This is a genomic window from Methanoregula sp. (assembly GCF_028679125.1).
Taxonomy (GTDB): Archaea; Halobacteriota; Methanomicrobia; order Methanomicrobiales; family Methanospirillaceae; genus Methanoregula.
Map to the genome: position 1 here is coordinate 131594 of NZ_JAJRCG010000006.1, position 14338 is coordinate 145931.

Consider the following 14338-nt stretch of genomic DNA (forward strand, 5'->3'; position numbering starts at 1 on the left):
TTCAGGCCTCCTTGATCTTCTCAATTTTACAGGCACATGCCTTGAATTCGGGGATCTTTGCAACCGGATCGAGCGCGTTGTGGGTGAGCAGGTTGGCTGCACATTCGATGTAGTGGAACGGGATGAAGACGACACCCTTCTTGATGGTCTTTGTCACGCGGGCGCCGATGGTGATCTCTCCCCTGCGGGTGATCGCCCTGACCATCTCCTTGTCCCTGATACCCAGCACCTTTGCGTCCTCGGGATTGATCTCGACCCATCCCGTGGGCTCCTCGCGTTCGAGGTCTTTCGACCGGCGGGTCATGCTGCCGGTGTGCCACTGCCAGATGCAGCGGCCGGTGGTCAGCAGGTACGGGTACTCTGCATCCTGGACTTCTGCCGGTGGTTTCCACTCGATCGCGGTAAAGATACCAAGACCGTCCGGGTGGGAGAACTTCTCCTTGTGCAGGATCGGGGTTCCCGGGTGCTCCTTGGTCGGGCAGGGCCAGTGGAGGGCTTCAGGCTTCTCAAGGCGTGCATAGTCCATGCCACCATAGGAGGGCGTGACCTTTGTGATCTCCGTGAAGATCTCTTCTGCACTCTTGTACGTGAACTGCTTCTCGTATCCCATTGCCTTTGCAATGTCGCAGATGATCTGCCAGTCAACCCGTGCCTCTCCGGGCGGGTCCTGTGCCTTTCTCCACTTCTGGACACGGCGTTCGGTCGAGGTCTGGGTGCCGTCCTTTTCTGCAAAGCAGGTTGCCGGGAGAACAACATCGGCAAGCTGTGCGGTCTCGGTTAAGAAGATGTCCTGCACGACAATGAACTCTGCATTCTTCAGGCCTTTTTCCACGTGGTGGAGATCGGGGTCGGAGAGCATCGGGTTCTCACCCATGATATAGAGGGCCTTGACCTTGCCCGGCTCATCGGCAAGGGTGTTGATGAGCGTGGTGACCGTGAGACCGACTTTACCCTCGGCAATCTGGCAGCCCCATGCATCTTCCATCTTCTTCTTCATCTCGGGGACGAGCACGGACTGGTACCCGGAGTATACGTTTGCAAGGGCTCCCATGTCGCAGGCGCCCTGCACATTGTTCTGGCCACGCAGCGCACAGATACCGGTTCCCGGTCTCCCGAGGTTGCCGGTCAGCATCTGGAGGTTTGCCGTGGACTTGACGTTGTCGACACCGGTCGTGTGCTGGGTGATACCCATCGAATAGAGGATCGCGGACTGGCCGGATGTGCCGAACCACTCTGCCGCGGTGATGATGTCCTTTGCCGGAACACCGGTGATCTTGGAGACGTTCTCAGGCGAGTAGGCCTCCTTCATCACGACTTCTTTGACCTTCTCGAAGTCTTTGGTCCTCTTTGCAATGAACTCCTTGTTCTCCCAGCCGTTCTTGAGGATCAGCTGCATGAAGCAGTTCAGTAATGCCACATCGGTACCGGAGTAGAATTGCAGGTGCAGGTCTGCGATTCTGCCGGTCGGGGTGAGTCGGGGGTCTGCGTAAATGATCTTTGCGCCATTTGCCTTTGCCTGCATGATGCGGCGCCCGATCAGCGGGTGCTGCTCGAATGTGTTGGTGCCGATGACAAGGAGACACTTGGACTGGGCAATATCCTCGATGGACTGTGTCATTGCACCGGACCCGAATGCTCCTGCAAGCCCGACGACCGTCGATGCATGGCAGAGCCGTGCACAGTGGTCGATGTTGGGCGTCTTCATGACGGCACGGGCGAACTTCTGCATCAGGTAGTTCGCTTCATTGGAGACACGGGCTGAAGCAAGGCACGCCATCTCTTCGCCCTTGTAGGACTTGAATTTCTGGGCGATCAGGTTGAGTGCTTCGTCCCAGCTGGCCTCGACAAACTTGCCATCCTTCTTGATAAGGGGTTTCGTCAGCCGGTCGGGGCTGTTAACGAATTCCCAGGCATAGTTGCCCTTGGGACAGAGTTTTCCTTCATTGACCGGGTTGCGCTGCCACGGCGCAACGCCAACAACCTTCTTGTCCTTGACAACAAGGTTGAATCCACAACCCGTGCCGCAATACGGACACGTCGTCGGTACATACTTGAAATCCATGTATAACACACCTCTTGATAAAAGGTTGGTCTGCTTGGAAGGCTATTTAAGTATATTGAAAAAGTTGCAAAAAATGATTAATAATGGTGGGTTTAATAGAGAATCAGGCTGGTTAAGGTAAAATGGTTCTGCCAATTATTGCACGAAATCAATTGACCGCCATTTATCCCGGAACGGTCCGATCCGGGGGAGCGCGCACGTCATGAAACCGCCCCGGATTCCCCCGCTTCTTACGGATATTGTCCAGTCCGGCATTTCAGTATGTGACGGGCTCACCTTCACCGGCCACACGGTATGCCCGGTATGCGGGGGCACCCTTATCGGGTATGATATGAGAAAGAAACAGTTCGCTCACCTTCTGGGTGATGATGGACAGAAAATATTGTATGTCTCTGTCAAACGGTATCATTGCCGCGAATGCGGGAAACTCTGTTACGCGGATGAACCATTTTATCCGGATACCCGGGTAGGTTCCATTATTATTGACCTCTGTATTGCATTATCGCTCACGATACCGGTGAACCGTATACCGGCATACCTTGCTGCCATGGGGATTCACGTGACCCGTTCCAGTTGCCGACTCTATGTGCAGAACAACAGTAGTTACTATGTCCGGAACAATGTCCGCTACATTGACTCAGACAACCTGTTCGGTGTTCACCTGCCACACTCCATTATCACGCTCTCCGCACTCGCCACCGATCCTGCTGCTGACGGGGGCGTTGGGGAGAAGGCGGTACTCGAAGCCTGCGGTTTTCCCTCAGGACAACGGACAACGGGGATTCGTCAGTTTCCCCTGAAACCATGGAAACCCCTGTATAAGGAGAAATAGCGGGCGGCATTTCCGGAAACGAAAGGAGACCGTAATCATTGCCCGCCAGCGGTTCCATCCCGGTCCGGTAATACATGGATTGCCGTTGCTTTCACACCGGCAATGACCGGAGTCCCGACCATGAACCCAAGCTCGGTACAGGAGCGGCGGGTGATCAGGGAGGTCAGGATAAAACCGCAGTCAACGGTGACCCGGACAAACGGGCCTGAGGGGACCATTTTTTTAATGCGACCGGTGAACTGGTTGCGCACGCTGGACTTTCCCGATGAAGATTCTGAAGGGGTCAGGGACACCTCTTCCGGCCGGATAAAAAGAGCCGCACGCTGTCCCGCCTTCAGGATCGTGAGTGCTTCAAAGCAGGTCCCGCCTATCCGGATCAGGGCATGACCGTCCCGGTTCTCGGTCACGGTTCCTCCGGTAATGGCATCGATCCCCACGAACCGGGCGATCTCCCCGCCTGCCGGCTGGTAAAAGATCTCGCTCGAACTCCCTGCCTGGACCAGCCTGCCCGTCATAATCACCCCGATACGGTCTGCAAGCCGCTGCCCCTGGATCATGTCATGGGTGGACATGATGATCGTTGTACCGAATTTTTTGTTGATGCGGAGGATCAGGTCCTCGATCAGGTCAGACGAAACCGGGTCAAGGTTTGCGGTCGGTTCATCCAGGAGGAGGACGTCGGGTTCTGTGACCATGGCCCGGGCAATCGCAACCCGCTGCATCTCCCCCCCGGAGAGGGTGGGTGCACGCCGGCCTGACAAATCCGGAAGACCTACCAGTTCGAGCGCTTCCGGTACTCTCGTCCCGATCTCCTCCCGCGGGATGTGCCGGAACTTCAGGCCGAAGGCCACATTCTCCGCAACGGTTGCGTTCAGCACCGCAGGCTTCTGGAATACCATTCCCATGCGACGACGGATGGACAGTTGTTTCGCTTCAGAAACGGCAGTGTCCTGCCCGTCAAAAATGATCCTTCCGGAGGATGGCCGGTCGAGAAGATCGATAAGGAGCAGGAGGGTTGTCTTTCCGCTGCCGCTTGGCCCGATAAACGTGAATATCTCCCCTTCTTTGATGTCAAGATCGATATCCGTGAGGATTTTTGTGCCATTGAATTCTTTCGAGAGGTGTTCGATCCGGATCATCCCTGCGAACCCCCTCTGATCCACGGGGAATCATGGGACAGGCCGGATGTGATGAGATTTAAGATAACGACAACGATCAGGGCCACCGTAAGGAGGATGATCCCAAGCGCAATGGAGAATCCAAAATTTCCCATTCCCGTTTCAAGCGTGATTGCCGTGGTAAGGACGCGTGTCTGATCGCGGATGTTTCCCCCGATCATCATTGCCACGCCCACTTCTGCAATTGCGCGCCCGAATCCGAGAACAACGGCACTCAGGATCGCGTACCGGGCCTCTTTTATGATCTCGATGATCTTCTGGAATCCGGTTGCCCCGAGAGCAACGAGCGTATCGCTGATGCCTCGGTCAACTCCGCCGAGAGCCGATATGACAAGACCCATCATGATGGGGATGATGAGAACCGTCTGCCCAAGGATCATGCCTCCCGGGGAGAACAGGAGGCCGAGAAACCCGAGCGGCCCGGCCTTCGAGATCATGAGATAGATGACGAGACCGACAACAACCGTCGGGACGGAATAGAGCGTCTGGATGAGAATGAGGAGTGCACGTTTGCCGAAAAAATCATGAAAGTGGATAAACCCGGCAACCGGAATTGCGATGAGGGCTGCGATGATCGTTGCTGAAAGGGAGATGTAAAGGGAGAGGCCGGCGATCTGCATAACATCGGGATTGAGCGTGACTATCAGGTTGACTGCCTGGTTTATTCCCTCGGTGATATCGTTCAACCTGGTTCACTCCCGACATGTGCGGATCCGGTTCCGATCCGTCCCGATACAGACAGATATTCCTATGTTCTCCTCTGCTTTCTTTTAGTTTTTGTTAATGATCTGTCCGTGTCCTATCCCGAAAGGATTTGACACCGTATCTGACCGGGGGATAGTCTCACCTGCCGGGGGTATCCGGTTCTCCGGTAACCGGGAATACCAGTAACGTCCTGAACCGGATAGTGCGGGATACTACTGGTATCGCTCATGATCCGAAGGATATTGTGACCGGGATCACCGCCACTGTTCTCCCATTCCGTAACCTCATTCCTGCCGGGAGTTTATAAAATCCCCAAGCAACCGGCAGAAACAAGAGGATCTTCAGCATCCTGGTGAACCCGTCGGGAATCGAAGACCACGAATGCGTTCTTCGATTCAGCCGGGTTCTGGTAAAACGATCGGATTAAAAAAATTATGCTGTTGTTGCAGCAGCTGCCGGGGCAGCGGTGGTTGCCGGTGCGATTGCGGTTGCCGGGGTACTGTAGTCTCCTACCCATCCGGCAGTTGCAGTCGGAACCTCTTTGCTCATCGGGATGAAGAGGGCCTTTCCATACTTATCGACACCAAAGTTACCGATCGTGGTCTGGGTCTCATTGGAGATGAGGAAGTTGACGAAGTTGTTCGCCATCGCGATCTTGTCAGCGGGCTGCTTGTCATTGTAGACGGCCATCACGCTGTAGATGTTCAGGAGGCTTGCTCCCTTGGTGACCAGCGGGGTCAGCTTGAGGTCCTTCTTGTAGGCGAGGTACGTGCCCTCATCGGTCAGCGCGTATGCTCCCTTCTCGCTTGCCATCTGGAGCGCCTCTCCCATGCCTTTGCCGGCTTCTATGTACCAGTCACCGGACTTCTGCACCTGGGTGGTGTAGTTGTATCCGGCCTTGGACCAGACGGTCTTCTCGGCCGAGTGGGTTCCGGAGTTGTCGCCACGGGATACGAAATAGACATTTGCCGTCTTGTTGGTGCCTTTGAGGAGCAGCGTGGTCATGGCAAGTTCAGGAGTCATGTTCTTGATGCCTGCGGGATCCGCTGCCGGACCAACGATGATGAATGAGTTCGATGCAAACGAGCGGCGGTTCAGGCCATACCCGTCTTTCATGAACGCAAGCTCCTGCGTGGGAGAATGGACAAGCAGCACATCTGCATCGCCATTCTTGGCAAGCTCGATTGCCTTGCCGGTTCCCTGGGAGGTAATCTTCAGCGTCACATTGTACTGTTTTTCGAAGATCGGCTGGAGATAATCGAGGAGCCCGGTGTCATACAGGCTTGTCGTAGTCGCGATGACAAGCGTCTTGTCAGTGCTCGTTGTTGCAACCGGGGCTGCCGTAGCGGCAGCAGTCGGTGCAGGTGTTGCTGATGTTGCCGGTGTTGAACTGGTACATCCGGCCAGAAGAATAGTTACAAACAGGACTGCAATAACCGATGCAGTCAATCCAATACACACACTCTTTTTCATAATATGACCGAGATTAACATTGAAAAAGGAAATTATTGAATGTTTCTTTTTAAACAAGGTTAAGATTAAGAGTTAATCAGCTGATAACCACCTGGTTTTAAATTATTTCACTTGACTTATTGCATTTGTAAATACTATCAAAACGGGAGACTCTGCATGGCACAGATCAGGAGATTATTTTGTTCCGGTCAGGGCAGAAAAGATCTTTTTCCCGAGAATTTCCTGCATCTCACCGGCGTAATTCCCATGCATCAGGGTAAGCAGTTTCCGGCTCCCTTTTGGCGTTGTCGTGATTCCCACTCTCTCTGCGCGGGTGATCAGATCCTCTTCCTCCATCATGGCAAAGTACGGCAGGATATAGTAATGGGGGACGTCTAAGAATTCCGCCAGCCGACGGGTTGTGGGGAACCGGATCCGGACCGAATCCTCCGTGAACGTGAGGGATATCGATCGCTCCATGATCTGGATACGGATTGCCGCATCAAAAAGGACATCGATCGACAGAGCAGACATGGGGATTTCCCTGTACCTGATTGGGTGCACCGACCTAATATAGTATTATTACCAGAAAGCACCTGGTCCGGCGTTCTCCCGGAACCGATGGCACAACGGGTATGAACACCAATCCTTCGGGAGAAATCCGCGTCGCATAATTCGCCAAAAACCTGACTGTCGGAAAACCCACCTTTCAACAGGCTGGTGCTCGCGGTTTTTCGTTTACGTGCGAAATTGTAGTAAAAATAATGGCCATTGTGCTCTGTTTGAACGCGGTCGTGGAGATCACGTTCAGGAATTGCGCTGCCACGGCGCAATTCCAATACCATTCATATCTTTTTTATATCAAGATCGAAACCGTATCCGTAAACCCGGGTACGTCATCGTTCCGTACCTGAATCCCACCTATGACACACAATGAGGATTCCCGATCAGGGCTATTTAAATTCATTGAAAAAAATGCAAAAAGCGATTAACAACGGTGGGTTCAACAGCATTTCCTGTTTATGCATGGCATACTATCCCGTTCAATCATCGGGAAAACAAGAGCCCGAAGTTCATTCGGGAACCGCTGGTTCCGCGGGAGCGCGCAAGGCAGGAAACCGCATCGCATACCCTCACCCGGGCCAGGACCCTGTACGTGCACGAGCGCATGGTGCGATCTCCCGCATTGACGATGGCTGCATTCATGAAGTTACCTCCGGTTTTCTGCATATGCCTTCGGGATCGTCCACCCGGTACGGGAGCTCGATAACCTGCGGGAGCAGTTCCTCATTCATCCGGTCCTGCCGCTCCATGAAGGAACAGACCAGATCGCGGACTGCGTGCCCGACCTTCACGTACATTCCTGGAACCCCGGATCCGACCCCCGACCATTTCCCCGGCCAGCCGTTTCCACAGGATTTCAGGTCAGTACACATCCAAAAGGCAACAATTAGACGTTTTTCAGAGGCTGAAATACCCTCATATTAGCAAAATATCGGTAATTCAGCCATCATTCAAAACCCGAACTCTATAATTCCCAAGAAAACGCGACTATCAAAAAAGTGGTTTTTTAAAATGGCCTCCGATTGGCAAACGGGGCGTATTAAGAGCAGATAATTCTCATGAGGATTTCAGGTCCGGGACACCGTCGTTACGGTGTCGTTCGGATTTGAGAAACGGCAGACCGGGCCGAGACCCGTATGCAGAAAAAACGTGCTTATGAAAAAACAGGATTATTTTTTCTTCTTGTGCTCATCGTCAACAGGCTTCATGTACACAACTTCCGCCTTGACATCCTTTGCAATCTGTTCCAGCTCGAACTTCCGGAAGTGGGTGGCCTGGATCTGGATCTCTCCCCCGGTCACGGCGACAATACGGTACTTCGGCGACTCAACGCCCTCGCCGACTTTCTGGCGTTCACGTGCATAGATCTTCATGGTTTACCTCCAGCCGGTTACCCGTATGACAACGGTATCGGCTCTGATATACCAGTTGGTATACAAGATTTTATACTTTATCATTGCAGTAATGGGAGTGAGTGTGTCATCATGAAAAAACGCTTTGAGCTTACGAGCGGATTACAGGGAGAGACCCTGGTCAGGAAAGGGATGAACATGAAACGGCCGGTGGCAGGCCAGCTCCGCATTGCTCCCGATATCAATGTTGTCAAGATCGGGGGACATGGGGCAATCGATTACGGGCGGGAAGTGATGTACCCGCTCTGCGAAGAGATCGGTACGCTCTCGAAGAAACACCAGGTCCTCGTGGTCACCGGGGGAGGCGGCCGGGTGCGCCATATCATGGATATCGGCATTGACCTTGGCATGCCGACGGGTGTGCTTGCTGAACTCTCGTCAAAGATCTCCGAGCAGAACGCGATCATGGTCTCGATCCTGCTCTCGAAATACGGAGGTTCGCGGATTAAAACCGGCGATCTCCTCGAACTCCCGATGCTCCTGAAACTGGGGATCCTGCCGGTCACGCACGGCACTCCCCCGTACGGTTTATACGAGCACCCGGCCCGGACCGGGCTGATCCCTCCGCACCGTACGGACACCGGTGCTTTTTTGATTGCCGAAGTCCTCGGGGCAAAGAGTTGCATTATCGGCAAGAACGTTGACGGTCTCTATACAGAAGACCCGCGGAAAAATCCGGATGCGGACCTGATCCGGGACATCACGGTAAAAGAACTCCTCGCCCTGGATCTTGACGACATGGTCATCGAACCGATGGTTCTTGGTCTCCTCAAAGACGCAGTTCATATCCGGGAAGTCCGCATCATCAACTGCCACACGAGGGGCAACATCGAGAAAGCGATCAACGGGAAAAATGCCGGTACGATCATAAGGGCAGAGTAAGAGAGGGCGATCCCATGGCAGGCGGCCGACCTGATGTGTGTGTCATACTATGGATGGCCGCCGGTGGGATATACGAAGCAGTCAGACGATTGCATCGTGGCATGATGCATGGTCCGGCAAACCGGAACCGGTGTCTGATCGCCTGTGTCCATGTCGGACATACTCTATTTTGTTTATCTTAATAAAACAATTTTGTAAACCGGTTTAAGTTTACACGGAATGACCTGTCTCGCTTGGCATAAATATCTGTCACCTCGTGAAAAAAATTTAGTCTGGTTTACCAGAGGTCGAGTAACCATATCCACTTCAGACGGTACGGTAACCACACGTGATTAACCAGCGGTATTTATTTTTAAGACCGTTTAATCAACGTGAGTACTATGGGTTTCAGCTCGGATATCATGCACGATTTTGTGGAGAAGGAGATCAGGAACATCTATTCCAGTTATGACGGGTGGAAGTCCACCCGCCTGCCGCTGGGAACCGGGTACGATACCCTGGTGGTACTGGAACGGCGCAATGGCGGACACCGGGAATGCGTCAGAGTGCTGGTTACGTTCGGGCGGGCGATACCCTCTCCCCTTCCGGAAGCATTCATGTCGGCAGAACGCTCGCCGGATGGCACCGTGACCCGGTATGCATATGCAGTCATGATCCCGGCCAATGCAGACACCACAGCCGTGCCCGCCGGTGTCCGGGTGTATACCATGCGATCCTTTGCATTTGAGGGAAAAGAACTCACGTGGGTAAAAAAGCCGGTCTGCAAGACCGGGAATGCACCGGCAAAAATGCCGGCATAACCCCCTTTTTTATTTCACCAGGCTCGTTTTAGAGACCGGGCAGGTTTGACGGGTTCACCGGAAGGGTGCATTCGATCAGGGTGAAATCCGGTGACAGGCAACGGATCGTGCCGGTCCGGGTTGTCGAATACCCGCCACTCCCGGACAGAAGGTTCTGGTATGCCGGTGAACGGATAAGCTCGAGAAGCATCCCCATACGGGGGTCGGCCAGCATCTCCCGCCGCACGGCAAGCTCGTAATCCTCGCGGGCAACCGGGACAAACCGGAGTCCGTTGGCACTTGCGATGCCGGAGGTACACATCCCGGCATCGGCAAAACCATTCCTGACCGCAGCAGCTACCGCGGGGGGCCCGTGCACCTCCTGCAGGTAGCCGTTCACCTGAGAGGGATCGATGCCCTCGGCAGCGAGCAGGGTATCCAGGACCATACGGGACGGGCTCTCCCGCCGGGTATTGATAAAACGGGCGTTGGTGAGATCCGATACCCCCAGGCCCTCGACAGAGGCAATGACCATGTCGATAGTGGCGATGTTGATAAAGACCACGTCGTCTTTGAGGTATTTCATGAGAGGCTGGTACCGGTCAGGCAGGGATTGTGCAGGCAGGATCAGCGGTGCCGCATGGCAGGTATTGCTGCCAAGAGCAAGGAATCCCGCCGTGTTGCCGGGGTTGGTTGCATACACAAACAGCCCCTTGTCATGGGCAAGTCCCACGAGTTCCTCAAGGGCCGGGTCCAGCGTGCCGGTGAGAAAGAGCGTCCTCCCGATGCTTCCGGAATCCGTGGTGAGGAAGGCTTCGAGTTCGGTTCCCGCCTCGAATCCCTCAACCGGTGCCGGGATGTGGGTGTAGCCATTGGCCTTGACCGTCGCCATCTGCGCAAACGCCCCTTTCCCGTGGGGGATGCCGTACAGGGTGTTGCCGATGCGGCCGACAAAGAGGGGCACGAATTCGTCAAACCCGGGATCCGACGTGAGTGCCTGCGCCAGCCGGATGGTGACCGGGTACCGCGGTGCCGGGGCAAATCCCCAGGATTCGAGGAGCGGGGCTGCAAACTCACGGAGTACCGTCTGGGCAGCGAGCGGGTACCCCGGCAGGCCAAGCACGGGTTTTCCGTCAACATTCCCCAGCATGGCCGGTTTTCCGGGCTTGACTGCCACACCATGGAAGACCAGCTCCCCGAGCGAGCGGATCACGCTCTCGGTATAGTCGCGGGTCCCGGCAGAGGAGCCGGCAGATATGATGACCAGGTCATTATCCTTCAGCGCAGAACGGATGGACTCTGCTATGAGATCGGGTTCATCCGGTGCTATGGGAAGACGGGTGCAGTGAGCACCCGTCTGGGAGAGGAAGACCTGAGCCATGACCGTGTTGCTCTCCACAACCTGCCCCGGTCCCGGCCGGACACCCAGCGGCACCAGCTCGCTGCCGGTGGGGATGATGCCCACGTTGACTGCAAGAACCTCGAGGGATGTTATCCCATAGGTGACCAGTGCCCCGATATCGAAGGGGCGTATCAGGTGCCCGCGGGGGATCACGAGTTTGTTCTCCTTGATGTCCTCGCCAGCAAGACGGACATGCTGCCGGGGTACGGCGGCCCTTCGTATCTGGTAGTGGCTGCCTGATTCCCAGACATCCTCGATCATGACGACTGCATCGAACTCCGGGGGGATGATGTTGCCGGTATTGACCCGGGCAGCGTGCTCAAGGGTGATTGGATTGCTGTCGCCGGCACCGATCGTATCCCGGCTCCTGACCGCGATACCGTCCATGGCCGAGATATTCACTTCAGGAACCGAATATTTTGCATAGACCGGTTCAGCTGCAACCCTTCCGGCTGCCTGTATGACCGGGACCCGCTCGGTCCGGTGAGGGGCAGCAAAGGTCGAGGTCAGCAGCGTGAGTGCTTCGTCAAGAGAGCGAAGTTTGAGATACCGTTTTACCATCGCAGCCAGCGCCCCGTTCTTCCGGTAGTATCCCGTCCCGCCATACCCGGTCACTCATCAAAATAATAGTAGTAACAATGTGCGTTTGTAACAGTAAAAGTATGTCGTAATTTCCCCCGGTAAAAGGGAGCGTGGGGAGGGCAATAAACCCTCATTGATCATCACAGCGATACGCTCTTTCCCTCGTTTCCCACAGCAGCAAGATAGACCGGCCACTGGGTCTCGGGGTCGAGATTCGCGAGTTTTACAATCAGGTCATCATGGAAGAGGTCGATCGGGGCCACGCCGAACCCGAGTCCCGCTGCCGCAAGGATCATGTTCTGGCAGGCATGCCCGGCCTCGATCAGTGCGCTCCGGTATCCGCGGTTCCCTACTGCCCATACCGTACGATACGGGACTGCTACCCAGATGAACGTTATCGCAGCCCGGGTCGTGAGTTTGAAGTTCAGGCTCGCGGTGCTGATCTCCATGGTGAGGTCGGTGTCGATACGTTCGGCCACGATGCTGTGGGATTTCGGGAGGTACCGGTACAGCCCGGTCTCCAGCCCTTCCACGTCGCTCGCGACAAAATAGGTCTCCAGCGGGTTCCGCGAACCGCTCGAGGGTATGTTGCGAATCTCGATCGTCTCTGCCACGATCTTCTTGAACCCCTGGGTACACCAGAGCAGGTACGAGAGCTGCTTCAAATCCATCGTGGAGCGGGAGAAGAACCCGACCGGTTCCCAGTCCTCAATGGCTTTCCTTACCGGGAGATCCGGGAGCTTGAACCGTTTCGGGCTCGGGAGCTTGATGACGGTCTGTCCTTTCCTGATCGGGAGCTCATGCGGGGGTTCCGGGACACGGAGGACGAGGTCGACCGTGGAATAATCCGGGCATTTGGTTCCATTGATGAAGTCGTTTCCAATCTTGTTCATGGGATCACTCCCTGAATAGACAATGATTTGATCATGAGTAAAAAAGAGGTTTGGCCTTTCTGGCCCTGATGGTTGTGATGTGAAGGGGTTATCATTACGCCTTCAGGTACAGGTTCGCATACACGACCTGGCCCTTGCTCTTGGGGTGGCGCTCGCCGAGATCGCCGATGTAGTGATCGAAGGTGTAGGTTGCACCGTCGCACTCCTTCTGGACCTGATCGACTTTCTTGTAGCCGGGCATCATGAACAGGATCTTCCCGAGCACGTACATCTCGCCCTTGACCATCTGGCCACCGACACGGCCTTCGACATCGCCCTTGATGATGACGGTGCCGCCCTCTGCGTGGGTGGAGACGTGGATGAACGCGTTCTTCTCGATGATGATGGTGCCGCCGAGCATGGCGGTACCGATATCGTTACCGGCACTGCCCTTGATCCGGATGAGGCCGCCCTTCATGCCTCTCCAGTCGCCACGGTATGCGCAGCCGACATGGTTCTTGGCATCGCCGTCAACAAGGAGTTCGCCTCCCTGCATCTGGATCCCGGTGAACGAGTCTACGTTCCCCTTGATGTGGATCTTGCCACCCTTCATCCAGCCGCCGACATACATGTCGGCATTGCCGTTGACGGTGACCGATCCGGCGGTCATCTTGGAGCCGATATACTTGACACGGGTGCAGTCACCGGTGATCACGATGTCGGTGTCTGCGGCAGTCTCGCCGCCGTTGCCGGAGACGGTGAAGAAGTCCCCGAGTTTCATGTGGATCTTGCCCTCGTGTCCCGGGAGCTCTGCTATCTGGGCTGCCGTCTTTCCTGCGAATGCATCGGGGGTGATGCTGTATCCCTCGAACATGAGTTCGGGAACCTTGGTTGGGGTTAATGTTACGGTTGCCATGATCGCACCTCAGGCCTCCATATCAACGTTGATAATGGACTGGTGCGGGGCAAGGTATTCCCGGACCGGGTAGTTGCTGATATCGACCGTGTAGGTTCCCTGGTGGAATGCCTGGCTGACATCCCGGGTTACCTGCGCGTTTGCGGGCATCTTGACATTGACCCAGACCGTCTTCTTGTGGCCGTGGCTCATCACTTCGCCATCCTTGACGATAATTTCTCCATCCTTGATGAAGTACGCAGCCCGCTGGAATGCGGTCTCGATCTTCTCTGCATCGGAGGGCAGGTTCTTGTAGTTGAGGTCGAAGACCGACACATCCCCGTTCATGCCGGGTGCGAGACCACCATAGGTGTTGCCGAGGCCAAGGCATTTTGCCGGGCCGGAGCGGGTCATCTGGGCGATCTCGAAGAGGGTGAGTTCGCGGTCCATGGTGTGGATGTTGGTGAGGCCAATCATCTTGTCATTGTTCTTCATGGATGCGATGGTCTCTTCCCGGGCCTTCTTGCTCATGAGCCACTTGATGACGCGGGGGTACCGGGTGAACGGTCCTGCGTTCGGGTGGTCGGTGGTGAGGAACGTCCGGTTCAGGTCCTTGGCATAGAGTGCCAGTTCGAGACCGGTTGCCCACTGGACTGCGTTGGGCGTGACATTCTTGTCATAGATGTAGGGGACAATGCCTGCGGCAGTCTCCATTTCGACA

The 14338-nt window shown here is 55.2% G+C and carries 14 protein-coding genes; 3 read left to right on the forward strand and 11 right to left on the reverse strand.

The genetic code is table 11. From position 1 onward, the window contains the following. Position 1: 1 nt before the first annotated feature. On the reverse strand, positions 2-2062 hold the full coding sequence (gene fdhF, locus LUQ43_RS06310; RefSeq protein WP_299965235.1) for a formate dehydrogenase subunit alpha: 2061 nt from the start codon (positions 2060-2062) through the stop codon (positions 2-4). Positions 2063-2264: 202 nt separating this feature from the next. Between fdhF and LUQ43_RS06315 the strand changes: the two genes are divergently transcribed. Then, positions 2265-2894: a hypothetical protein gene (locus LUQ43_RS06315; protein WP_299965238.1), complete on the forward strand. Its 630-nt coding sequence runs from the start codon at positions 2265-2267 to the stop codon at positions 2892-2894. A 35-nt stretch (positions 2895-2929) separates the two neighbouring features. Here the strand turns inward: LUQ43_RS06315 and LUQ43_RS06320 are convergent, their stop codons facing one another. The 6 genes from LUQ43_RS06320 to LUQ43_RS06345 form a co-directional block, all read right to left on the reverse strand. After that, positions 2930-4033: an ABC transporter ATP-binding protein gene (locus LUQ43_RS06320; protein WP_299965242.1), complete on the reverse strand. Its 1104-nt coding sequence runs from the start codon at positions 4031-4033 to the stop codon at positions 2930-2932. Continuing rightward, positions 4030-4758 carry an ABC transporter permease gene (locus LUQ43_RS06325; protein ID WP_299965245.1) on the reverse strand — a complete coding sequence of 243 codons (729 nt, stop codon included), beginning with the start codon at positions 4756-4758 and terminating at the stop codon, positions 4030-4032. The genes LUQ43_RS06320 and LUQ43_RS06325 overlap by 4 nt, the downstream gene beginning before the upstream one ends. A gap of 451 nt (positions 4759-5209) precedes the next feature. Continuing rightward, positions 5210-6250, reverse strand: coding sequence for a substrate-binding domain-containing protein (locus LUQ43_RS06330; RefSeq protein ID WP_299965248.1), 1041 nt, complete (start codon positions 6248-6250; stop codon positions 5210-5212). A gap of 174 nt (positions 6251-6424) precedes the next feature. Then, positions 6425-6763: a hypothetical protein gene (locus LUQ43_RS06335; protein WP_299965251.1), complete on the reverse strand. Its 339-nt coding sequence runs from the start codon at positions 6761-6763 to the stop codon at positions 6425-6427. Between the two features lie 668 nt (positions 6764-7431). Then, entirely contained in the window at positions 7432-7590 is a 159-nt protein-coding gene (locus LUQ43_RS06340; RefSeq protein ID WP_299965254.1) for a hypothetical protein, read from the reverse strand. Between the two features lie 372 nt (positions 7591-7962). After that, the gene (locus LUQ43_RS06345; RefSeq protein WP_299965256.1) at positions 7963-8166 is read right to left on the reverse strand and encodes a hypothetical protein; all 204 of its coding nucleotides are present in this window, start codon (positions 8164-8166) and stop codon (positions 7963-7965) included. Positions 8167-8277: 111 nt separating this feature from the next. On the opposite strand from LUQ43_RS06345, the gene LUQ43_RS06350 reads away from it, so the two are divergent. Continuing rightward, entirely contained in the window at positions 8278-9087 is an 810-nt protein-coding gene (locus tag LUQ43_RS06350; protein ID WP_299965258.1) for a uridylate kinase, read from the forward strand. Between the two features lie 380 nt (positions 9088-9467). Further along, the gene (locus LUQ43_RS06355) at positions 9468-9887 is read left to right on the forward strand and encodes a hypothetical protein (RefSeq protein ID WP_299965261.1); all 420 of its coding nucleotides are present in this window, start codon (positions 9468-9470) and stop codon (positions 9885-9887) included. A gap of 28 nt (positions 9888-9915) precedes the next feature. Here LUQ43_RS06355 and LUQ43_RS06360 read toward each other — a convergent pair whose 3' ends face one another. The 4 genes from LUQ43_RS06360 to LUQ43_RS06375 all read right to left on the reverse strand — a co-directional run. Next, positions 9916-11883 (reverse strand): substrate-binding domain-containing protein, encoded by a 1968-nt coding sequence (locus LUQ43_RS06360; RefSeq protein WP_299965263.1) that lies wholly within the window; start codon positions 11881-11883, stop codon positions 9916-9918. A gap of 107 nt (positions 11884-11990) precedes the next feature. Continuing rightward, positions 11991-12743, reverse strand: a complete 753-nt coding sequence (locus LUQ43_RS06365; protein WP_299965265.1) for a SagB/ThcOx family dehydrogenase — start codon at positions 12741-12743, stop codon at positions 11991-11993. 94 nt (positions 12744-12837) lie between these two features. Then, positions 12838-13638, reverse strand: coding sequence for a formylmethanofuran dehydrogenase subunit C (locus tag LUQ43_RS06370; protein WP_299965267.1), 801 nt, complete (start codon positions 13636-13638; stop codon positions 12838-12840). Between the two features lie 9 nt (positions 13639-13647). After that, a partial coding sequence (locus LUQ43_RS06375; RefSeq protein WP_299965270.1) for an amidohydrolase family protein occupies positions 13648-14338 on the reverse strand: 691 nt, incomplete at its 5' end.